This window comes from Streptomyces sp. KL2 (assembly GCF_046529545.1).
In the GTDB taxonomy this organism is placed as follows: domain Bacteria; phylum Actinomycetota; class Actinomycetes; order Streptomycetales; family Streptomycetaceae; genus Streptomyces; species Streptomyces radiopugnans.
On the sequence record NZ_CP127170.1, the window covers coordinates 2,794,787 to 2,816,121 of the forward strand.

General features: G+C 69.9%; 16 protein-coding genes. 9 read left to right on the forward strand and 7 right to left on the reverse strand.

From position 1 onward, the window contains the following. Positions 1-329 precede the first annotated feature (329 nt). Complete coding sequence (locus tag QPK52_RS12655; RefSeq protein ID WP_410537577.1) at positions 330-1,676, forward strand: MATE family efflux transporter; 1,347 nt, start codon at positions 330-332, stop codon at positions 1,674-1,676. 150 nt (positions 1,677-1,826) lie between these two features. Here the strand turns inward: QPK52_RS12655 and rplI are convergent, their stop codons facing one another. The 4 genes from rplI to rpsF form a co-directional block, all read right to left on the reverse strand. Next, on the reverse strand, positions 1,827-2,273 hold the full coding sequence (rplI, locus tag QPK52_RS12660) for a 50S ribosomal protein L9 (RefSeq protein WP_093657171.1): 447 nt from the start codon (positions 2,271-2,273) through the stop codon (positions 1,827-1,829). Positions 2,274-2,291: 18 nt separating this feature from the next. Then, entirely contained in the window at positions 2,292-2,528 is a 237-nt protein-coding gene (rpsR, locus tag QPK52_RS12665) for a 30S ribosomal protein S18 (RefSeq protein ID WP_027765513.1), read from the reverse strand. A 71-nt stretch (positions 2,529-2,599) separates the two neighbouring features. Next, positions 2,600-3,166 (reverse strand): single-stranded DNA-binding protein, encoded by a 567-nt coding sequence (locus QPK52_RS12670; RefSeq protein ID WP_410537578.1) that lies wholly within the window; start codon positions 3,164-3,166, stop codon positions 2,600-2,602. Positions 3,167-3,276: 110 nt separating this feature from the next. Continuing rightward, a complete protein-coding gene (rpsF, locus tag QPK52_RS12675) occupies positions 3,277-3,567 on the reverse strand; it encodes a 30S ribosomal protein S6 (RefSeq protein WP_093657167.1) in 291 nt (96 codons plus the stop codon). Between the two features lie 387 nt (positions 3,568-3,954). On the opposite strand from rpsF, the gene QPK52_RS12680 reads away from it, so the two are divergent. The 3 genes from QPK52_RS12680 (at position 3,955) to QPK52_RS12690 (ending at position 6,649) form a co-directional block, all read left to right on the forward strand. Beyond that, a complete protein-coding gene (locus QPK52_RS12680) occupies positions 3,955-4,257 on the forward strand; it encodes a hypothetical protein (protein ID WP_093657164.1) in 303 nt (100 codons plus the stop codon). 149 nt (positions 4,258-4,406) lie between these two features. Beyond that, positions 4,407-5,525, forward strand: coding sequence for a lipid II:glycine glycyltransferase FemX (locus QPK52_RS12685; protein ID WP_093657162.1), 1,119 nt, complete (start codon positions 4,407-4,409; stop codon positions 5,523-5,525). A 92-nt stretch (positions 5,526-5,617) separates the two neighbouring features. Then, positions 5,618-6,649, forward strand: a complete 1,032-nt coding sequence (locus tag QPK52_RS12690; protein ID WP_410537579.1) for an alanine racemase — start codon at positions 5,618-5,620, stop codon at positions 6,647-6,649. A gap of 222 nt (positions 6,650-6,871) precedes the next feature. Here QPK52_RS12690 and QPK52_RS12695 read toward each other — a convergent pair whose 3' ends face one another. Together QPK52_RS12695 and QPK52_RS12700 are read right to left on the reverse strand one after the other, a co-directional pair. Beyond that, complete coding sequence (locus QPK52_RS12695; RefSeq protein ID WP_410537581.1) at positions 6,872-7,954, reverse strand: inositol-3-phosphate synthase; 1,083 nt, start codon at positions 7,952-7,954, stop codon at positions 6,872-6,874. Between the two features lie 75 nt (positions 7,955-8,029). Then, the gene (locus tag QPK52_RS12700; RefSeq protein WP_093657156.1) at positions 8,030-8,641 is read right to left on the reverse strand and encodes a PadR family transcriptional regulator; all 612 of its coding nucleotides are present in this window, start codon (positions 8,639-8,641) and stop codon (positions 8,030-8,032) included. 440 nt (positions 8,642-9,081) lie between these two features. Between QPK52_RS12700 and QPK52_RS12705 the strand changes: the two genes are divergently transcribed. From QPK52_RS12705 to QPK52_RS12715, 3 genes are all read left to right on the forward strand, one after another. Further along, entirely contained in the window at positions 9,082-11,721 is a 2,640-nt protein-coding gene (locus QPK52_RS12705; protein ID WP_410537582.1) for a transglycosylase domain-containing protein, read from the forward strand. Positions 11,722-11,914: 193 nt separating this feature from the next. Next, a complete protein-coding gene (locus QPK52_RS12710; RefSeq protein WP_410537584.1) occupies positions 11,915-13,396 on the forward strand; it encodes a glycosyltransferase family 87 protein in 1,482 nt (493 codons plus the stop codon). A 104-nt stretch (positions 13,397-13,500) separates the two neighbouring features. Beyond that, complete coding sequence (locus tag QPK52_RS12715; protein WP_410537585.1) at positions 13,501-14,850, forward strand: MFS transporter; 1,350 nt, start codon at positions 13,501-13,503, stop codon at positions 14,848-14,850. Here QPK52_RS12715 and QPK52_RS12720 read toward each other — a convergent pair. Next, positions 14,822-16,306, reverse strand: a complete 1,485-nt coding sequence (locus QPK52_RS12720) for a CCA tRNA nucleotidyltransferase (protein ID WP_410537586.1) — start codon at positions 16,304-16,306, stop codon at positions 14,822-14,824. The two genes, QPK52_RS12715 and QPK52_RS12720, sit on opposite strands and share 29 nt — an antisense overlap. A 225-nt stretch (positions 16,307-16,531) precedes the next feature. Between QPK52_RS12720 and QPK52_RS12725 the strand changes: the two genes are divergently transcribed. Both QPK52_RS12725 and murJ read left to right on the forward strand, forming a co-directional pair. Beyond that, positions 16,532-18,952, forward strand: coding sequence for a DUF6049 family protein (locus QPK52_RS12725; protein WP_410537587.1), 2,421 nt, complete (start codon positions 16,532-16,534; stop codon positions 18,950-18,952). A gap of 55 nt (positions 18,953-19,007) precedes the next feature. Then, on the forward strand, positions 19,008-21,287 hold the full coding sequence (murJ, locus tag QPK52_RS12730; RefSeq protein WP_410537588.1) for a murein biosynthesis integral membrane protein MurJ: 2,280 nt from the start codon (positions 19,008-19,010) through the stop codon (positions 21,285-21,287). Positions 21,288-21,335 lie beyond the last annotated feature (48 nt).

Here is a 21,335-nt window from a genome sequence, read left to right on the forward strand (position 1 = left end):
CAGCGGGCGGGCGCCGGACAACGGTAGGGCTACGGGAGCCTCCAGCCAATCCAGTTATCCACAGGGCGTGTGGATGAACGACCGCATCCTGTGGAGAACTCGGCGAATCCTGTGCACGGGGCGGGGGACAGCCCTGTGGAGAAGTCGGAAGGCCGACTTTTACACAGGGTCTGACCTGCTGTTTTCCCATCCACCGGCTGTGCAGGAGAAAAACTTCGCGACTCGCGCCAAGATCACGACAAACGGCGCAGAGGATCTCACCCCGGGTGAGGAATGGTAATGGTCACACATCTATTGCAACTATTACTTGTGGATGTTTGGATCGGATCATGACACCCGCTCCCCCGCCCGCCGGACGCACCGCGGCCCGCCGCCACGACCGCGAGATCATCGCGCTGGCGCTCCCCGCCTTCGGGGCACTCGTCGCGGAGCCGCTGTTCGTCATGGCCGACAGCGCGATCGTGGGTCATCTGGGCACCCCTCAGCTCGCCGGACTCGGCGTCGCGGCCACCCTGCTGACGACCGGGGTGAACGTCTTCGTCTTCCTCGCCTACGCCACCACCGCCGCCGTCGCGCGCCGCGTCGGGGCCGGCGACCTGCCCGCCGCCATCCGGCAGGGCATGGACGGGATCTGGCTGGCGCTGCTGCTCGGCGCGGCGGTGGTGGCCGCCGTGCTGCCCGCCGCGCCCGCGCTCGTCGATCTGTTCGGAACGTCCGCGACCGCGGCGCCGCACGCGGTGACGTATCTGCGGATCAGCGCGCTGGGCATCCCGGCGATGCTCATGGTCCTGGCCGCCACCGGCGTGCTGCGCGGACTGCAGGACACCCGGACCCCGCTGTACGTGGCCGTCGGCGGCTTCTCCGTCAACGTCGTGCTCAACTTCGCCCTGGTCCACGGAGCCGGGCTGGGCATCGCCGGCTCGGCCTGGGGCACGGTGATCGCGCAGTGCGCGATGGCGGCCGTCTACCTGGTGGTGGTGGTCAGGGGCGCCCGGCGGCACGGGGCCTCGCTGCGGCCGGACGCCGCCGGGATCCGGGCCTGCGGCCGGGCCGGGGCGCCGCTGCTGGTCCGCACCCTGTCGCTGCGCGCCGTGCTGGTGCTGGCGACCGCCGTCGCGGCGCGACTGGGGGACGTCGAGGTGGCCGCGCACCAGATCACGCTGACCGTCTGGTCGCTGCTGGCCTTCGCCCTGGACGCCATCGCCATCGCCGGACAGGCGATCATCGGCCGTTACCTGGGCGCGGGGGACGCGGCGGGGGCGCGGGCCGCGTGCCGGCGGATGGTGCGGTGGGGGGCCGCCTCCGGGGTGGTGCTGGGGCTGCTGGTGGTCGCGGCGCGCCCGCTGCTGCTGCCGCTGTTCACACCGGACACCGCCGTGCACGACCGGCTGACGCCCGCGCTGCTGGTGGTGGCGGTGACCTCGCCGGTCGCGGGGGTGGTATTCGTGCTGGACGGGGTGCTGATGGGTGCCGGAGACGGACCGTACCTGGCGTGGGCGGCGCTGGCGACGCTGGTGGTGTTCGCCCCGGCGGCGCTGGCGGTCCCGGCGCTGGGCGGAGGCCTGACCGCGCTGTGGTGGGCGGTCGCCGGACTGATGATGGGGATGCGGCTGGTCACCCTGTGGCTGCGGGCCCGCTCGGGCCGCTGGGTCGTCACCGGGGCGGTACGCGCCTGAGGGCACGCCGTGCCCGGCGGCTCCGCCGGACACGGCGCAGGGCCGCGGCCCCCTCGCGGGGACCGCGGCCCTGTTCAACGGCTGCGTGCCGGCCGTACGCCGGCTGTGCGCCGCCGCCGTACGGCCGGGGCCGTACCGCCGCGGGTGCCGTCAGGCGGCGCCGACCTCGACGCCGATCTTGGCGACGACCTCGGGGTGCAGACGCACCGAGACCCGGTGCGAGCCCAGGGTCTTGATCGGGGTGTCCAGCTCGATGCGGCGCTTGTCCACGTCCGGACCGCCCGCGGCCTTCACCGCCGAGGCGACGTCCGCCGGGGTGACGGAGCCGAACAGACGGCCCTGGTCGCCGGCGCGGACCTTCAGGCGCACGGTGACGCCCTCCAGCTTGCCCTTGATCTCGTTGGCCTGCTCGATCGTGGCGATCTCGCGGATCTTGCGGGCGCGGCGGATCTGCTCGACGTCCTTCTCCCCGCCCTTGGTCCAGCGGATGGCGAATCCGCGGGGGAGCAGGTAGTTGCGGGCGTACCCGTCCTTCACCTCGACGATGTCGCCGGCGTTGCCGAGACCCGAGACCTCGTTGGTCAGGATGATCTTCATGAGTCGGTCATCCTTCCCTTATCGAGCGGTCGAGGTGTAGGGCAGCAGCGCCATCTCACGGCTGTTCTTCACGGCCGTGGCGACGTCACGCTGGTGCTGGGTGCAGTTGCCGGTGACACGACGGGCACGGATCTTGCCGCGGTCGGAGATGAACTTCCGCAGCAGGTTCGTGTCCTTGTAGTCGACGTACTTGATCTTTTCCTTGCAGAACACGCAAACCTTCTTCTTCGGCTTGCGAGCAGGCGGCTTCGCCATTGTCTCTCTCCGTTTGGTTCAAGAAGTCTGTGCCTGTGAGCGCAGCCCTTCCCGGAACCCCTGGGGGTACCTCAGAAGGGGGGCTCGTCCGAGTAGCCGCCGCCGGAACCGCCGGAGCCACCGCCCCAGCCGCCACCGCCGCCGCCACCCTGCTGGCCGCCGGCCGGAGCGCCGGTCGCCCACGGGTCGCCCGCGGGTGCGCCGCCGCCCTGCTGGCCGCCGCCGGGGCCGCCCCAGCCGCCACCGCCGCCGCCCTGCTGACCGCCGCCGCGGCCGGTGGTCTTGGTGACCTTGGCCGTGGCGTTGCGCAGGCTGGCGCCGACCTCGTCGACGTCCAGCTCGTAGACCGTGCGCTTGATGCCCTCGCGGTCCTCGTAAGAGCGCTGCTTGAGCCGGCCCTGCACGATGACGCGGGTGCCCCGGGTGAGGGACTCGGCGACGTTCTCCGCCGCCTGCCGCCACACCGAGCAGGTCAGGAACAGGCTCTCGCCGTCCTTCCACTCGTTGGTCTGGCGGTCGAAGGTGCGGGGGGTGGACGCGACGCGGAACTTCGCGACCGCCGCACCGGAGGGGGTGAAGCGCAGCTCGGGGTCGTCGACCAGATTGCCGACGACCGTGATGACGGTCTCGCCTGCCATGGGTGAACCTCTCGGCGGGGTGCTACTGGCTGCTGGTGATGCTGTGGTGCCGGTGCTTCCGGAGTGCCGGAGGCGCTACCGGTTCCCTGCGATCCGCTGAGCGGGAGCGCTCAGTGGGTCTCGGGGCGGAGGACCTTGGTCCGCAGAACCGACTCGTTCAGGTTCATCTGACGGTCGAGCTCCTTGACGACCGCGGGCTCGGCCCGCAGGTCGATGACCGAGTAGATGCCCTCGGGCTTCTTCTTGATCTCGTACGAGAGACGACGACGGCCCCAGGTGTCGACCTTCTCGACCTTCCCCTCGCCCTCGCGGACGACGGAAAGGAAGCTCTCGATCAGCGGGGAGACAGCGCGCTCCTCGAGATCGGGGTCGAGGATGACCATCACCTCGTAGTGACGCATGTGGAACCCACCTCCTCTGGACTCGGCGGCCACGGTCGTTCCGTGGCAGGAGGGTCGTGATGCGTGAGCAACGGTATCGGCCGGCACCGACAGTCCCGGTCCGTTCCCCGGAAAGTCCCCGGTCCGTTCCCGGATCCGGTCGCCGCCGGGGCAGACACCGCGCAGACGGTACAGAGTACCCGCACCGCCACTCGGGTTGAAATCCGGCGCCCGCTCGCCGCAACCTGGACACAGGGGACGTGATACGCGTCACCCGCCGCACCCTCGCAAGTCCGGCGGATGCGGCTCGTCCGCCCCGTCCGGAGGAGCGGACGGGCCGAGCGGCCCCGGAAGGGCCACCGCAGCTCGCGGACCCGGCAGTCCGGACGGTCCCGCAGGAGGTTCCCCATGGCACAGGCGGTACGGAGGAGCCCGGTCTCCTCCCTCCTCAACACCGACGGCCGGCGGCACCCGGTCGAGAACCGGTTCGTCGCCGTGACCGCGGTGCTCGGCGTGGTCGCGTTCGTCACCGGCTTCTTCCCCGGTCTCAGCCTGCTCGCGTCCTGGGCCGGGCTGCTGGGGATCGTGTCCGGCGGCTGGGGGCAGATGATCTCCGCGACCACCGGCGAGCGGTTCGCGCTGGTCGTCAGCATGGGAGCGGCGGCGGTCGGCTTCTACCTGGGGATGTCGAACGGCGGGCTGTTCGGCTGACCCGGCGCCGCCCGCCCGGCGGGGCGCGGCGGGCCGGGGCGGGGCCCGCCCCGGCTCGCCGCGGCCCCGTACTGGCACGTCCGGGGCGCGTGCCTGCGCAGTAGGCTTCCGGCCAGACCCTGCGAAGTACGCCGGAGGAGCGCCCCGTAATGAGCCTGACCCTGAGGACGATCAGTCGCGAGCAGCACCTGGCGTATATCCGGAGCCTGCCATCGGCCAGCCACATGCAGGTCCCCGCGTGGGCGGACGTGAAGGCCGAGTGGGGCGCGGAGAACCTGGGCTGGTTCGACGCGAGCGGCGAGCTGGTCGGGGTGGGCCTGGTGCTGTACCGCCAGCTGCCGAAGGTCAAACGCTATCTGGCCTACCTGCCCGAGGGACCGGTGATCAACTGGTTCGCGCCGAACCTGGAGGAGTGGCTGCGCCCGATGCTGGCGCACCTGAAGGCCAAGGGCGCGTTCTCGGTGAAGATGGGCCCGCCCGTGGTGATCCGGCGCTGGGACGCCTCCGCGATCAAGGCCGGCATCCAGAACCCGGACGTGAAGCGGCTGCGCGACGTCGAGGCCACCCACATCGAGCCGCGCGCCTTCGAGGTGGCCGACCGGCTGCGGCGGATGGGCTGGCAGCAGGGCGAGGACGGCGGCGCCGGCTTCGGCGACGTCCAGCCGCGCTACGTCTTCCAGGTGCCGCTGGAGAACCGCTCGCTGGACGAGGTGCACAAGGGCTTCAACCAGCTGTGGCGGCGCAACATCAAGAAGGCCGAGAAGGCCGGCGTCGAGGTCGTGCAGGGCGGCTACGACGACCTGCCGGTGTGGCAGGAGCTGTACGAGGTGACGGCCGAGCGCGACCGCTTCCGGCCGCGCCCCCTGGGGTACTTCCAGCGAATGTGGAAGGCGCTGAACTCCGAGGACCCCAACCGGATGCGGCTGTACTTCGCCAAGCACGAGGGCGAGGCGGTGGCCGCGGCGACCATGCTGATCGTGGGCGGGCACGTGTGGTACTCCTACGGCGCCTCGGCCAACCACAAGCGCGAGGTGCGCCCCTCGAACGCCATGCAGTGGCGGATGCTGCAGGACGCGTACGCGCTCGGGGCGAGCGTGTACGACCTGCGCGGCATCAGCGACTCCCTGGACGACTCCGACCACCTCTTCGGCCTGATCCAGTTCAAGGTGGGCACCGGCGGCCAGGCCGCCGAGTACCTCGGCGAGTGGGACTTTCCGCTCAATAAGCTGCTGCACAAGGCGCTCGACATCTACATGTCGCGCCGCTGACGCCCTGCTCCACGCACGTCCGGCGAGACCGGTGGGACGGAAGACGGCCCGCCGGCGCACGCCGGGACCGATGAGAAAGGTTCCGTACGGCCATGGCGCTCTCCCTCTACGTCGACACCGAACGCTGGCGGGCGCACCAGCGGACGGTGCTCCGGCAGTTCCCGGGACTGGTCCCGGTCTGCAAGGGCAACGGGTACGGCTTCGGCCACGAGCGGCTGGCCGAGGAGGTGACCCGCTTCGGCTCGGACGTCATCGCCGTGGGCACGACGTACGAGGCCGCCCGGATGAAGGACTGGTTCAGCGGGGACCTGCTGGTGCTCACCCCGTTCCGCCGCGGTGAGGAGCCGGTGCCGCTTCCGGACCGGGCGATCCGCACGGTCTCCTCGGTGGACGGGGTGAACGCGTTGGTCGGAGCCCGTGTCGTCATCGAGGTGATGAGCTCGATGAAGCGGCACGGGGTGGTGGAGGAGGATCTGGGCAAGCTGCGCGCCTCGATCGACGACGTGCGGCTGGAGGGCTTCGCGATCCACCTGCCGCTGGACCGCACCGACGGCACGGACGCGGTGGACGAGGTAATCGGCTGGATGGACCGGCTGCGGGCGGCCCGTCTGCCACTGGAGACGGTGTTCGTCAGCCATCTGAAGCCGGAGGAGTTCGCTCTGCTCCAGCAGCAGTTCCCGCAGACCCGCTTCCGGGCCCGGATCGGCACGCGGCTGTGGCTGGGCGACCACGACGCGACCCGGTACCGGGGCTCGGTGCTGGACGTCACGCGGGTGGTCAGGGGCGACCGCTTCGGCTACCGGCAGCAGAAGGCGCCGGGCGACGGCTGGCTGGTGGTGGTGGCCGGCGGCACCTCGCACGGGGTGGGCCTGGAGGCGCCGAAGGCCATGCACGGGATGACCTCGCGGGCCAAGGGCGTGGCGCGGGCCGGGCTGGCGACGGTGAACCGCAACCTCTCGCCCTTCGTGTGGGACGGCAAGCAGCGCTGGTTCGCCGAGCCGCCGCACATGCAGGTGTCGATCCTGTTCGTGCCGGAGGAGGCCGCGGAGCCGAAGGTGGGCGACGAGCTGACGGCGATCCTGCGGCACACGACGACGCAGTACGACCGGCTGGTCGACAACTGAGCGGACACGCGCGGCGGCGGGCTCCGGATCGCCCGGCCGTACGCCGCGCCGCATCACGGCGAGGGGCCCGGACACGAAACCGTGTCCGGGCCCCTCGCCGTGATGCGCTGCCGGATGCGTCCCGGCCGTCCGGCGCGGTGTCTCCCGGGCGTCTCCCGGGCGTGTCCCGGTCGCCTCCCGGATACCCGCCGGGTGCCTACCGGGTGCTCTCCGGGTGGATTCCTAGCGCTCCACCTCGCCGTTGATGAACTTCTCCACGTTCTCCCGGGCCTGGTCGTCGAAGTACTGGACCGGCGGGGACTTCATGAAGTAGGAGGAGGCCGAGAGGATCGGGCCGCCGACACCGCGGTCCTTGGCGATCTTCGCGGCGCGCAGGGCGTCGATGATGACACCGGCGGAGTTCGGGGAGTCCCAGACCTCCAGCTTGTACTCCAGGTTCAGCGGGACGTCGCCGAACGCGCGGCCCTCCAGGCGGACGTAGGCCCACTTGCGGTCGTCCAGCCAGGCCACGTAGTCCGAAGGGCCGATGTGGACGTTGTCCTCGCCCAGGTCCCGGTCGGGGATCTGGGAGGTGACGGCCTGGGTCTTGGAGATCTTCTTGGACTCCAGGCGCTCGCGCTCGAGCATGTTCTTGAAGTCCATGTTGCCGCCGACGTTGAGCTGCATCGTGCGGTCGAGGACGACACCGCGGTCCTCGAAGAGCTTGGCCAGCACGCGGTGCGTGATGGTCGCGCCCACCTGGGACTTGATGTCGTCGCCGACGATCGGGACACCGGCCTCGGTGAACTTGTTCGCCCACTCCTCGGTGCCGGCGATGAAGACCGGCAGGGCGTTGACGAAGGCGACCTTGGCGTCGATGGCGCACTGCGCGTAGTACTTCGCGGCGTCCTCGGAGCCCACCGGGAGGTAGCACACCAGGACGTCGACCTCGCGGTCCTTGAGGACCTGCACGACGTCGACCGGCTCCTCGGCCGACTCCTCGATGGTCTGGCGGTAGTACTTGCCCAGGCCGTCGAGGGTGTGGCCGCGCTGGACGGTCACGCCGGTGGTGGGCACGTCGCAGATCTTGATGGTGTTGTTCTCACTGGCGCCGATGGCGTCGGCGAGGTCGAGGCCCACCTTCTTGGCGTCCACGTCGAACGCGGCCACGAACTCGATGTCCGAGATGTGGTAGTCGCCGAACTGCACGTGCATCAGACCCGGCACGCGGCTCTTCGGGTCGGCGTCCTTGTAGTACTCGACGCCCTGCACCAGCGAGGCGGCGCAGTTGCCCACGCCGACGATGGCTACGCGAACCGAACCCATTGGCGGTTGCTCCCTGTGTTTGTTCCGTGTCGTTTCCGACGGTGGTCTTGGTGCTGGCCCGCTCGGTGCGGACCTTCACGCGGTGTCATCGGACGGATCGGGCGGGGTCTCCCCCCGATGCTGATCACGCCCCGCCCGCTCGCTCTCGATGAGTTCGTTGAGCCAGCGGACCTCGCGCTCCACGGACTCCATTCCGTGTCGCTGCAGTTCGAGGGTGTAGTCGTCCAGCCTCTCCCGGGTGCGGGCCAGGGCGGTGCGCATCTTGGCGAGGCGCTCCTCCAGGCGGCTGCGGCGGCCTTCCAGCACTCGCATCCGCACATCGCGCGAGGTCTGGCCGAAGAAGGCGAAGCGAACGCCGAAGCCCTCGTCCTCCCAGGTGTCCGGCCCGGTCTGGGAGAGGAGTTCCTCGAATCGCTCCTTTCCTTCGGCCGTGAGCCGGTAGACGATCTTGGCCCGGCGGCCGGCGAGCGGTGCCGCGAGGGAGTCCTCGGGCTCGTCGCCGGGCTCCTCCGCCAGCCATCCGCGCTGGACCAGCGTCTTCAGGCAGGGATAGAGGGAGCCGTAGCTGAAGGCCCGGAAGACACCCAGCGATGTGTTGAGCCGTTTACGCAGCTCGTAACCGTGCATGGGTGACTCACGGAGCAGTCCGAGGACGGCGAACTCCAGGATTCCCGAGCGCCTGCCCATCGCCGTCACTCCTTCCGCCGGTGTCCGCCGGCCGGCCCGTCCCCGGGCGGCCGCCTCGGGCTCGTGCCCCGTCGTCCTGTGCCATTGTCTCTCGCCGATGTATCGAGTCGATACATCGGAGTGATAGCGACGACGATAGAACGCCTTCGAAGGCGCGACAAGGGGGGATGGGCGCGGGAGGGAGTGAGCGGTTTCACATCGCTCCTTCACTACAGCTCAGTAGCCCCCCTTTCTCCTGAATGCCGGATAAGGGGTTTTTGGGTCTGCGTAGTCTGTCCGCTGTGCAGAAGGCCACCGGGAACCAACGAGGCGCCGGACGCGTCCTCGTCCCGGGTGCAGTGCGGCCAGTTCTGGGAACGTGGGCGGGCCGCACTTCGGGGGACTGGAAGTACACTGCCGCCTTCCGGCGCGAGCGCCTGCCCGAGGAGTAGCTGTTCCACATGAGCGAGCACCGTCGTAAGCCACCGCAGTCACGTGGCCGGCGCGCCGCACAGCCGCCGTCAGGCGGTCGGCGTGCCGCACAGCCGTATGGCTCCACCGCCGGCTCCCACGGCATGCCCTCGGACCGCCCCCACGGCGGCCGGGCGGAGGCCCGGCGCGCGGCGCAGCGCGCCGGGGGCGGCAGACGCCGCGCGGCCGACGCCGCCGGAGGCGTCACGGTCGTCGGCCGGGGGCGGGGGCGCTACGAGCCCGAGAAGAAGCGCTTCATCGACTACCCCAGGTCCGGCAAGTACGGCTGGCGGCGCTGGATGCCGTCCTGGAAGCTGGTCACCGGCCTGGCCCTGGCCTTCATGGGGATGCTGATCGGCCTCGGCGGGCTGGCGCTGGCCATGGTGGAGGTGCCGAGCGAGAAGAACGCCCTGGCCCTCCAGCAGAACAACGTCTACTACTGGTCCGACGACACGGTCATGGCCAGAGCCGGAAAGACCAACCGGCAGAACATGAAGCTGGAGGACATCCCCAAGTCGATGCAGCAGGCGGTCGTCGCCGCCGAGAACGCCACCTTCTGGGACGACAGGGGCATCGACCCGGTGGGCATCGGCCGGGCGGTGTTCAACATGGCCACGGGCGGTGACACCCAGGGCGGCTCGACCATCACCCAGCAGTTCGTCAAGAACAACTATCTGAGCCAGGACCAGACCATCAGCCGCAAGGTCCGGGAGCTGTTCATCTCCATAAAGGTCAACGCCAAGATGGACAAGGAGGACATCCTCCAGGGCTACCTCAACACCAGCTACTACGGACGTGGTGCGCACGGCCTCCAGGCCGCCTCCCAGGCGTACTTCGAGAAGAAGGCCGAGGACCTCACCCCTGCCGAGAGCGCACTGCTCACCACCGTCCTCAAGGGCGCGGACCTGTACGACCCGGCCGGTGGTCTGGGGCCCAACTCCTCCCCCAAGGAGAACCGCGAGCGCGCCGTGAAGCGCTGGAACTGGGTGATGGACCGACAGGTCGAGCTGAAGCTGATGAGCCAGAGCGAGCGGGACAAGTACGAGTTCCCCGAGATCGCCCCGCGCAAGGCCCAGGCCGGACTCAACGGGCAGACCGGCTATCTGGCCGCCCTCGCCGAGGCCGAGGTCAGGAAGACCCTGGGCATCAGCAAGCAGCAGTTCGAGCAGGGCGGCTACCAGATCTACACGACCTTCGACAAGAACAAGACCGCCGCGATGGAGAAGGCGGTCAACAAGATCACCAAGCAGTACATCGATCCCGAGGGAAACCCTGAGACCGACAAGTTCGTCCAGTTCGGCGCCGCCTCGGTGGAGCCCGGCACGGGCAGGGTCGTCGCCGTCTACGGCGGTCCGGGTTTCGAGAAGGGGCACTTCACCAACAACGCGGACACCCTGGGCGTCCCGGTGGGTTCGACGTGGAAGCCGTTCGTGCTGGCCGCGGCCATGGAGCACGGCACCTACAGGAGCGACGGCGTGGGCATCGCGCCGAGCAGCGAGTACAACGGTGACAACAAGCTGAAGGTCAAGCTGCAGGACGGCACCGACTACCTGGACAAGGAGGGCAACCCCTTCTACCAGGTGAACGACGCCGACAAGGATCACGGCTACATCACCCTGCGCCGGGCCATGGAGGTCTCCGCCAACACGCCGTTCGTCCAGCTCGGCATGGACGTGGGCATGGACAAGGTCCGGGACATGGCGGCGAGCGCGGGCATCGAGAAGGACAGCTTCGACCCGAACCTCAACCCGTCCTTCGCACTGGGCACCTCCACCCCGGGCGCCATCGAGATGGCCAACTCCTACGCGACCTTCGCCGCCTCGGGGACCCATGTCGACACCTACACGGTGCGGAAGGTCGAGCACAACGGCGAGGAGAAGGCCGGCTTCGAGAAGCCCCAGAAGGAGACGGCGATGGACTCCGACATCGCCGACAACATCACCGACGTGCTGCGCGGAGTCATCGAGAAGCAGCACGGCACGGGCACCAGGGCTCAGGGGCTGGGCCGCCCCGCGGCGGGCAAGACCGGTACGACCGACAAGAACAAGTCCGCCTGGTGGGTGGGGTACACCCCGCAGCTGTCCACCGCGGTCACGCTGTTCCGCACGGACCCGGACGAGGGCACCCTGCTGTCGATGAACGGCACGGGCGGCTTCCCGTCCATCCACGGTGGCCGGCTGCCCACCGAGGTGTGGACGGCGTACATGAAGGACGCCCTCAAGGGGGTGCCGGTGAAGGACTTCCCCGAGGCCGGCCCGATCGGCAAGAAGATCGACCAGGTCGGCGTCCCGTCTCCGACGCCGTCGCCGTCGGAGAGCGAGGAGCCCGAGCCGTCGCCGTCGGAGACCGAGGAGCCCGAGCCCAGCACGGAGCCGTCTCCGTCCCAGAAGACGCCATCCGGTCCTCCGTCGAACACCTGCCGTCCCAACGACTGGTTCTGTGACGACACCGGAGGCACGGACAACGGCGGAACCGACACCGGCGGAACCGACAGCGGAGGCACGGACACCGGCGGAACCGACACCGGAGGCACGGACACCGGCGGAACCGACACCGGAGGCACGGACACAGGCGGGAACGGCAACGGCGGGAACGGCAACAACGGCGGGATCTGGGGCCAGGACGGCTGAGGCGGTTCTCGGGCAGTAACCGCCCTCCCGGGAGAGAACCTCTGAGGAAGGTCCGGGAGAGGCTTGGGGAAGCGGCGTCGGAAACGGCGCCGCTTCCGGCTTTCCCGGGTCCGGCCGGTCGGGCGGCGGAGCCCGGCGTCCCACCGCCTCGTGTACCGCATGCCCGGATCCGCCATACGGCAGGATGTGGCCCATGACGAGCGCGCACCAGGAGCAGCAGGCACCGGTACGGCCTACCGCCCAGGACGAGATCGCCGCCGCGGGCAGCGAGCTGATCGGCGGGCCGATCGGCAGGCGCGCGCTGACCGGAGGGTCCTGGTGGACGCCGGTACGGGTCGTGCTGCTGGTGATGCTGGGCATGTTCGCGCTCGGCATGGTGCAGAAGCTGCCCTGCTATGAAAGCGGCTGGTTCCGCGGGGCGACCAGCCAGTATGTGCACGCCTGCTACTCCGACATCCCGCACCTCTACACCGGCCGCGGCTTCGCCGCCGATCTCACGCCGTACTTCGACCGCATCCCCCAGGAGATCTCCGGGGGGATGGAGTATCTGGAGTACCCCGTGCTGACCGGGGTGTTCATGGAGGTGGCGTCCTGGCTCACACCGCAGGGCGGCGAGATGATGCAGCGGCAGCAGATCTACTGGATGGTCAATGCCGGGATGCTGATGGCCTGCGCCGCCGTCCTGGTGGTGTGTGTAGCCCGTACACACCGGCGGCGCCCATGGGACGCGCTGCTGGTCGCGCTCGCCCCGGCCCTGGCGCTCACCGCTACGATCAACTGGGACCTGCTGGCGGTGTCCCTGACCGCCGCCTCGATGCTGATGTGGGCACGCAGCCGTCCACTCGCCTCAGGGGTGCTGCTGGGGCTCGCGACCGCCGCCAAGTTCTATCCGTTCCTGCTGCTGGGACCGCTGCTGGTGCTCTGCTGGCGCGCAGGGCGCTGGAGGGCGTTCGGTACGGCGCTGGGCGGGGCCGTGGCCGCGTGGCTGGCGGTGAACCTGCCCGTCATGTTGCTCGCCCCGGAGGGGTGGGGGAAGTTCTACGTCTTCAGCCAGGAAAGGAACATCGACTTCGGGTCGTTCTGGCTGATCATCTCGCAGCGCACCGGCAACCCGCTGGAGCACGCCAACACCTATGCCACGCTGCTGGTACTGCTGGGCTGTGCGGCGATCGCCCTGCTTGCCCTGCGCGCGCCGCGTCGTCCGCGCTTCGCACAGCTCGCCTTCCTCGTGATCGCCCTGTTCATCGTGACCAACAAGGTCTACTCGCCGCAGTACGTGCTGTGGCTGATCCCGCTGGCCGCCCTGGCCCGGCCGCGCTGGCGCGACTTCCTGATCTGGCAGGCGTGCGAGGTGATGTACTACCTCGGCATCTGGTTCTACCTGGCCTACACGGGCAGTGGGGACGACCACCATGGGCTGCCCACCGAGGGCTACCAGTTCGCGATCCTGATCCATCTGCTCGGCACGCTGTATCTGTGTGCCGTGGTGGTGCGCGACATCCTCCTGCCGGAACGCGATGTGGTCCGTCTCGATGGCTCCGACGACCCCTCCGGGGGTGTCCTCGACCACGCGCCCGATGTCTTCGCCCTGGGCTCCCGAAAGGGCGGGCATCCGGCTCTCCCCGACCCTCAGGAACAGACGGTGCGGTGGGAGCCCCGCACCGGAAGTGAGTGATGCCCACCGGGTCCGATCGGTGTTTCACGTGAAACGCCGCTGGGACCGATCGTGTCCCGGGGGCGCTGCACCTCCCTCCTGGGCGAGTGTGTGAGGCTGACCGCATGGCTGTTGTGCGTGATCTGCGCGTGCTCCTGCGCTTCTCCGGTTTCCGCCGGCTGCTGGCGGTACGGCTGCTGTCCCAGTCGGCTGATGGGGTCTTCCAGGTCGCGCTTGCCACCTATGTGGTCTTCTCGCCCGAGCAGCAGACCTCTCCCGCCGCCATCGCCTCCGCAATGGCCGTCCTGCTGCTGCCGTACTCGCTGCTCGGCCCCTTCGCCGGGGTACTGCTCGACCGGTGGCAGCGGCGGCAGGTGCTGCTGTTCGGCAACCTGCTGCGCGCCGTACTGGCGACCGCGACCGCGGCACTGGTGCTGACTTCAGCACCGCTGTGGCTGTTCTACCTCGCCGCACTCTCGGTCACCGCTGTCAATCGTTTCGTCCTCGCCGGACTCTCGGCCTCACTGCCGCATGTGGTGGACGGTGAACGGCTGGTGATGGCGAACTCCTTGTCCCCTACCGCGGGCACCCTGGCGGCCACCGCGGGAGGCGGGCTCGCCTTCCTCATACGGATCCCCGCTCCGGACGGCGCCGGTGCGGATGCCATGGTGGTGATTCTCGGCGCCTGCCTCTATCTGCTGGGCGCCCTGGCGTCGCTCCGGATCGGCCGTGGCACGCTCGGACCGGACACGATCACCCGAACCCGGCTGAGCGTCGCGTTGGCCGGTGTCGCACGCGGACTGATCGCCGGACTGCGTCATCTGAGGGAGCGGCGCAGGGCCGCCCAGTCGCTCGCCTCGATGGCGGTACTGCGGTTCTGCTACGGCGCGCTGACGGTGATGGTGCTGATGCTGAGCCGATACGCCTGGGACAGCAGTGGCGGGGGAGGCAGCGGCGGCAACGGAGGCGTACTGGGGGGAATGGCGCTCCTGGGAGTGGCCGTTGGCGTCTCCGGACTGGGCTTCTTCACTGCGGCCGTCGTCACCCCCTGGGCCGTACAGCGTGTCGGCCGGTTCGGCTGGATCGCACTGTGTGCCGCGGGGGCAGCGGTGCTGGTGCCCGCCCTGGCGCTGTCTTTTCTGCCCGCGCCCGTACTGGGCGCCGCCTTCGTGGTGGGACTGGCCACTCAGGGCGCGAAGATCACCACAGACACGATTGTGCAGTCATCGGTGAACGACGCCTTCCGGGGAAGGATCTTCTCCCTGTACGACATGCTCTTCAACGTCGCCTTCGTCGGTGCCGCCGGTGTGGCCGCCCTGATGCTTCCCCCGGACGGCCGCTCACCGGCTCTGGTGATGACGGTGACGGCGCTGTACGCAGCGGTGGCCGTTGCGGTGTTTCACGTGAAACACCGCAACGGCCACCGTGAGGGCAACAGCGGTACGGTCAGCCCCGATCGGCCCACCACTGCCTGAGGGCCTCGGTCGCGGCTTCATGCCCCATCGGGCCGTGCTCCAGCCGCAGTTCCAACAGGTGCCGGTAGGCCTCGCCCACCTCGGGACCGGGACGCAACCCGAGGATTTCCATGATCTCGTTGCCGTTGAGATCCGGGCGGATGGAGTCCAGTTCCTCCTGCTCCTTCAGCCTCGCGATGCGATTCTCCAGGCCGTCGTACGCACGCGACAGAGCGTTGGCCTTGCGCTTGTTGCGAGTGGTGCAGTCCGACCGCGTCAGCTTGTGCAGCCGCTCCAGCAGCGGGCCGGCGTCGCGGACGTAGCGCCGTACGGCCGAGTCGGTCCACTCTCCGGTGCCGTAGCCGTGGAAGCGCAGATGGAGCTCGACCAGACGCGAGACGTCCTTCACCATCTCGCCCGGGTACTTGAGCTTGGTCATCCGGGCCTTGGTCATCTTCGCTCCCACCACCTCGTGGTGGTGGAAGGAGACACGCCCGTCCTTCTCGAACCGGCGCGTCCTCGGCTTGCCGATGTCGTGCAGCAGGGCCGCCAGCCTCAAGGTGAGGTCCGGGCCGCCCTCCTCCAGGTCGATGGCCTGCTCCAGCACGGTCAGGGTGTGCTCGTAGACGTCCTTGTGCCGGTGGTGCTCATCCCGCTCCAGACGCAGCGCGGGCAGCTCGGGAAGAACCCGGTCGGCCAACCCCGTCTTCACCAGCAACTCCAGGCCGCGCCGGGGGTGATCGGCGAGGATCAGTTTGTTCAGCTCGTCCCGTACCCTCTCGGCCGAGACGATCTCGATCCGCTCGGACATCGCCGACATCGCGGCCACGACGCCGTCCTCCACCTCGAAGCCGAGCTGGGCGGCGAAGCGGGCGGCCCTCATCATCCGCAGCGGGTCGTCGGAGAAGGACTCCTCGGGGGTGCCGGGCGTACGCAGCACCCGGCGCGCGAGGTCGTCCAGACCTTGGTGCGGGTCCACGAAGGTCTTCTCGGGCAGCACGACCGCCATCGCATTGACGGTGAAGTCCCGGCGGACGAGGTCCTCCTCGATCGAGTCGCCGTAGGAGACCTCGGGCTTGCGCGAGGTCCGGTCGTACGACTCCGACCGGTATGTCGTGACCTCGATCTGGTAGTCGTCCTTGCGGCAGCCCACCGTGCCGAAGGCGATGCCCACCTCCCACACCGCGTCCGCCCACGGCCGGACCAGGGCCAGGATGTCCTGCGGCCGGGCGTCGGTGGTGAAGTCCAGGTCGTTGCCGAGCCTGCCCAGCAACGCGTCGCGCACTGAACCGCCGACCAGGGCCAGGGTGAATCCGGCATCCTTGAAGCGGCCGGCCAGATCATCGGCGACGGGGGACACCCGCAGAAGTTCGCTCACGGCTCTGCGCTGGGCTTCCCCCAGAACCGCTGGAGGAGCCCCTCGGGTGGGCCCGTGGGCCTGCTGCTGGGGATGGCTGTCAGTGTTGGCATTCGGCACAGCAGAACAGGGTACGTGGCCCGTCTCCCCCGGTCCTCCCCGTTACCTCCTCAGTCCTTCAGCCCTTCGGCTCCTGGCCGACTCCGTGGCACTCACAGCCGGCAGGGATCGTTAGCATCTGAGTGCGTCACAGCAGCGGCAGACCAGTAGCAGGCCAGCGGCAGACCATTGGCAGATCGGCAGCGCACCGGTACGGACGACCGGCGGACAGGATGGACGAGGCACGTGGCCGAGGCGGCACAGACCCCAGGGACCCCCATCGCTCCTGCCTTCCGCCGATGGCCGGGGCGCTGCGTGGCCGTGCTGGCCGCCTCCCTGCCGCTGCTGGCGGGAGCGGTCGTCCAGCCTCATGCCGAGGCCGTCGCCGCCCCCTCCGCGCTCCCAGCCGCCCCCTCGGCCCCATCCGTCCAGGCAGCACCTGCCACCCCGGCCGCCGACGAGTCCCGTACGGTCTCGGTGTCCATCACCGGGCTCGCCCCCTCGGCGCCCGGCAAGGGCGACACGATCACCGTCTCCGGCCGCGTCAGCAACAGAACCCCGTCCGACATCATCGAGGCCAAGGTCGCGCTGCGTCCCGGTGCCCGGTTGACCACGCGCAGCGCGATCGACCGCGCCGACTCGCGTACCGCCTACGTGCCCGGGGTCGACGGTGAGGAGATCGGACGCAAGGGAACCGTGAAGATCGGTGACCTCCCCTCGGGGGCGGGTTTCTCCTTCACCCTGAGCGTGCCGGCCGACAAGCTGCCGTTCGACGAGCCCGGGGTGTACCAGCTCGGTGTGTCACTGTCGGGCCGGATGGCCGGCGAGGCGTACGGACGCGTCCTGGGTATCGAGCGGACCGTCCTGCCGTGGCAGACTTCCGCGCCCGAGCAGACCACACAGCTGACCTTCCTGTGGCCGCTGATCTCCTCCACCCATGTCACCGCCCGCACCGAGTCCGGGGACCGGCGGCGGATGCCGGTGTTCGAGGACGACGACCTCGAAGCCGAGATCGCACCCGGCGGACGGCTCCAGCAGATGGTCGCCCTGGGCAGGAAGCTGCCGGTCACCTGGGTGGTCGACCCGGATCTACTCGCCTCCGTCGAGGCGATGACCAACAACTACAAGGTGCTGACCGAGGACGGCCGGGAGGTCGCCGGCAAGGGCCAGGCCAACGCCCGGAGGTGGCTGCACGAACTGCGGCAGGCAGTGGAGGACGGAGAGGTCGTGGCCCTGCCCTTCGGCGACCCGGACCTCGCTTCCCTCGCCCACCGGGGAAAGAAGGTCTCCGGCGCGCTCAGCCACCTGGGCCCGGCCACCGAGCTGGGCCGGATGACGGTGGAGACCACCCTGCTCACCGAGCCCAGCACCGACTTCGCCTGGCCGGTGGAGGGCGCCGTCGACCCCTCCATCGTCTCCGTGGCCACCTCGGCCGGTGCCCACAACGTCATCGCCCGCAGCGACAGCATGCGCGAACCCGACTCCCTGAACCACACCCCCACAGCCGCCCGGCCGATCGGCGGCGGCACCACCGCGATCGTGGCGGACGCCCGGCTGTCGAAGCTGTTCCAGGGTGACATGACCCGGGCGGACGACTCCACAGAGGCCGTACAGCGGTTCCTGGCCCACACGCAGTCGATCACCGCACAGCAGCCGGGCCGGCAGCGCAGCATCGTGGTGGCTCCCCAGCGGATGCCCACCGTCAGCCAGGCCCAGGCGATGGCCCGTGCACTCGACACGCTCCAGCTCGACGGGCGCTGGGTGGAGTTCGTGAGCCTGGCCGAGGCCGCGGAGGCCGATCCGGATCCGCAGGCCGGCCGGAAGGTGCCGGGTCAGGGTTCGTATCCGGCCTCGCTGCGCAAGCGGGAACTGCGGACCGAGGCCTTCGAGGAGATCCGCACCATCCGGAACACCCTGGACGATTTCAAGAGCATCCTGTCCGAGCCGGCCCGGGTGGAGACGCCCTTCAACAGCGCGCTCCACCGCTCGATGTCCGTCTCCTGGCGTGATGACCGCGAGGCGGCGGCGGAGTACCGGGACTCGGTGGGCGGCTACCTGGAGGAGCTGACGGACGGTGTCCGGCTGATCGAGAAGTCGGACATGAAGCTGTCCGGCCGCAGCGCCACCATCCCGGTGACCGTCCAGAACAAACTTCTCCAGGACGTGGAGAACCTGGAGCTGCGGCTGGTCTCCGGGCGCCGGATCGGCCTGGACGTCGGTGAGGCGCAGCCGGTCACGGTGGAAGGCGGGCACAGCCAGTCGGTGAAGGTCCCCACCACCGCCAAGGCCAACGGCCGCACCTGGGTCGAGGCCCGGCTCTACACCGAGGACGGCGAGCCCTGGGGCGAGGCCATGAGGTTCCAGGTGGAGGTCACCGAGATCACCTCCGCGGTGATGCTGGTGATCTCCGGCGGAGTGCTGCTCGTGGTGCTGGCCGGGGTGCGGATGTACACCCAGCGCAAGCGCATCGGCGAACGGCCGGACCCGGACGCCCCTCTGGTGCGGCGGTCCGAGGAGCCGCAGGAGCACGGTGCTTCGGAGGGCCCCGCGGAGTCCGGCGGGAACTCCGCGGGAGAAGACGGGGACGGGCAGGCGGGTGACCCCGCCGAGAACACCGGGGCCGGACGTCGCGACCCCTCCGGTGCGGGTGAGAAGGTGGAGCGTTGAGCGAGCTGTCGGGGCCGGGGAAGACGGCCGCGGACGATGAGGTGGGGTTGCAGCGATGAACGCGCCGTACGACCGTGACCGCGGTGATGCACCCGGCGGCGAGGACCCGGCCGCTCCGGGCGGCCAGGACGCGCAGGAGCGGTACCCGTACCGGCAGTACCCGTACGGCCGGAACACCTCCCACCCCGCCCCTCACGGCACCCACGGGCAGCCGGGGAGGGGCGGGGACTCGGCGACCGTGCGCTTCACGGGCGTGGACGACATGCTGGACAGAGGAGCGCAGGAAGGCGGAGGCCGCACCCGCGACGATGCCTTCGCCCACCTCTTCCACGACCAGCAGGCGTCCCCTTCCCAGGAGCACCGGCAGTACCCGCCGCCCCGGCAGCCGGCCGGGCCGCAGGGAGAGCCGTACGAACAGGGTCGGCCGTACGAGCGGCACCAGGCCTCGGCACCGTACGCTCCGCAGGAGCCCTACGCACCGCGAGAGGCCCGGGAAGCCCAGGAGGCCCAAGGGGCCCAGATGGCCCAGAGTCCCCACGGACAGCGGGAGCCCTACGGGCAGCCTCCGCAGCCCGGCCCACAGCAGCCTCCGTCCCCGGCCGTCTCCGCGCCCCAGCCTCCCCCGCCACCGCAGGCGGCAACGGAACCGGAGGGCGCCACCGCAGGCCCGCCTCCCTCGGCAGCGGGCAAGGCCTCTCGCGGGGGCGGCGGCATACTGAAGTCCAGCGCCATCATGGCCGCGGGCACGATGGTCTCCCGGCTCACGGGTTTCGTCCGCACCCTGGTGATCACCGCCGCACTCGGTGCCGCGCTCCTCGGTGACGCCTACACCGTGGCGTACACCCTGCCGACGATGATCTACATCCTGTCCATCGGCGGCGGTCTGAACTCCGTCTTCGTGCCACAGCTCGTGCGCGCCATGAAGGACGACGAGGATGGTGGCGAGGCGTATGCCAACCGTCTCCTCACCCTGGTCATGGTCGTCCTCGGCGGCCTGGTCGCCCTCACCGTGCTGGGTGCGCCACTGCTGGTCCGGGCGCTGTCCGTGCAGATCGCCGACGACCCGGACGCCAACAACGTGGCGGTCACCTTCGCCCGCTACTGCCTGCCGACGATCTTCTTCATGGGCATCCACGTCGTCATGGGCCAGATCCTCAACGCCCGAGGCCGCTTCGGCGCGATGATGTGGACCCCCGTTCTGAACAACATCGTCATCATCACCACCTTCGGCCTCTTCATCTGGGTGTACGGCACCGCCCGGACCTCCGGAATGAGTGTGGAGACGATCCCGCCCGAGGGGGTCCGGCTCCTCGGTGTCGGCACGCTGCTGGGCCTGGTCGTCCAGTCGCTGGCGATGATCCCGTATCTGCGCGCCACCGGCTTCCGCATCCGCCCGCGCTTCGACTGGCGCGGCCACGGCCTGGGCAAGGCAGCCCGCCTCGCCAAGTGGACCTTCCTGTTCGTCCTGGCCAACCAGGCGGGCGTCCTGGTCGTCACCCAGCTCGCGACATGGGCCGGCAAGGCCGCCGACGCCGACGGCCACCCGGGCACCGGAATCCTCGGCTACAGCAACGCCCAGCTGATCTGGCAGATGCCGCAGGCCATCATCACCGTGTCGGTGATGGCCGCACTGCTGCCGAGGATCTCCCGCGCCGCCCACGACGACGATCCGGCCGCCGTCCGCGACGACATCTCGCACGGACTGCGCACCTCGGCCGTCGCCATCGTGCCCGTGGCCTTCGCCTTCGTGGCCCTCGGCGTACCGATGTGCCTGCTGATGTACTCCTCCGCGACCGTCGACGCGGCCACCTCGATGGGTTACATCCTGATGGCCTTCGGCCTCGGCCTGATCCCCTATTCCGTGCAGTACGTGGTCCTGCGTGGCTTCTACGCCTATGAGGACACCCGCACCCCCTTCTACAACACGGTGATCGTGGCCGCCTGCAACGCCGCCGGCTCCGCGCTGGCCTTCCTTCTGCTGCCCAGCCACTGGGCGGTCGCCGGAATGGCCGCCGCCTACGGCCTGGCCTACGCCGTCGGCGTAGGCGTCGCCTGGAAGCGGCTCCGCAGGAAGCTGGGCGGCGATCTGGACGGCCCCCGCATCGTGCGCACCTACGCCAGGCTCTGCGGCGCCGGCATCCCGGCCGCCCTGGCCGGCGGCGCGATCGCCTACGTCATCGTCCGGGCCCTCGGCCCCGGTGCCGTCAGCGGCGCCGCGGCCCTGGCCGCGGGCGGTCTGGTGCTGGGCGCGGTCTTCGTTCTGGCGGCCCGGCGTATGCGGGTGGAGGAGCTGACCGCCATGATGGGCATGGTCCGCGCGAAGCTCGGCCGCTGACGGCCTTCCGGGGTCCGTCGCACAACCTTCGGCCCCACCCGCGTGTCG

Coding starts and splice junctions, on each gene's coding strand:
- QPK52_RS12655 (WP_410537577.1), top strand. CDS start 330: ATGACACCCGCTCCCCCGCCCGCCGGACGCACCGCGGCCCGCCGCCAC.
- rplI (WP_093657171.1), bottom strand. CDS start 2,273: ATGAAGATCATCCTGACCAACGAGGTCTCGGGTCTCGGCAACGCCGGC.
- rpsR (WP_027765513.1), bottom strand. CDS start 2,528: ATGGCGAAGCCGCCTGCTCGCAAGCCGAAGAAGAAGGTTTGCGTGTTC.
- QPK52_RS12670 (WP_410537578.1), bottom strand. CDS start 3,166: ATGGCAGGCGAGACCGTCATCACGGTCGTCGGCAATCTGGTCGACGAC.
- rpsF (WP_093657167.1), bottom strand. CDS start 3,567: ATGCGTCACTACGAGGTGATGGTCATCCTCGACCCCGATCTCGAGGAG.
- QPK52_RS12680 (WP_093657164.1), top strand. CDS start 3,955: ATGGCACAGGCGGTACGGAGGAGCCCGGTCTCCTCCCTCCTCAACACC.
- QPK52_RS12685 (WP_093657162.1), top strand. CDS start 4,407: ATGAGCCTGACCCTGAGGACGATCAGTCGCGAGCAGCACCTGGCGTAT.
- QPK52_RS12690 (WP_410537579.1), top strand. CDS start 5,618: ATGGCGCTCTCCCTCTACGTCGACACCGAACGCTGGCGGGCGCACCAG.
- QPK52_RS12695 (WP_410537581.1), bottom strand. CDS start 7,954: ATGGGTTCGGTTCGCGTAGCCATCGTCGGCGTGGGCAACTGCGCCGCC.
- QPK52_RS12700 (WP_093657156.1), bottom strand. CDS start 8,641: ATGGGCAGGCGCTCGGGAATCCTGGAGTTCGCCGTCCTCGGACTGCTC.
- QPK52_RS12705 (WP_410537582.1), top strand. CDS start 9,082: ATGAGCGAGCACCGTCGTAAGCCACCGCAGTCACGTGGCCGGCGCGCC.
- QPK52_RS12710 (WP_410537584.1), top strand. CDS start 11,915: ATGACGAGCGCGCACCAGGAGCAGCAGGCACCGGTACGGCCTACCGCC.
- QPK52_RS12715 (WP_410537585.1), top strand. CDS start 13,501: ATGGCTGTTGTGCGTGATCTGCGCGTGCTCCTGCGCTTCTCCGGTTTC.
- murJ (WP_410537588.1), top strand. CDS start 19,008: ATGAACGCGCCGTACGACCGTGACCGCGGTGATGCACCCGGCGGCGAG.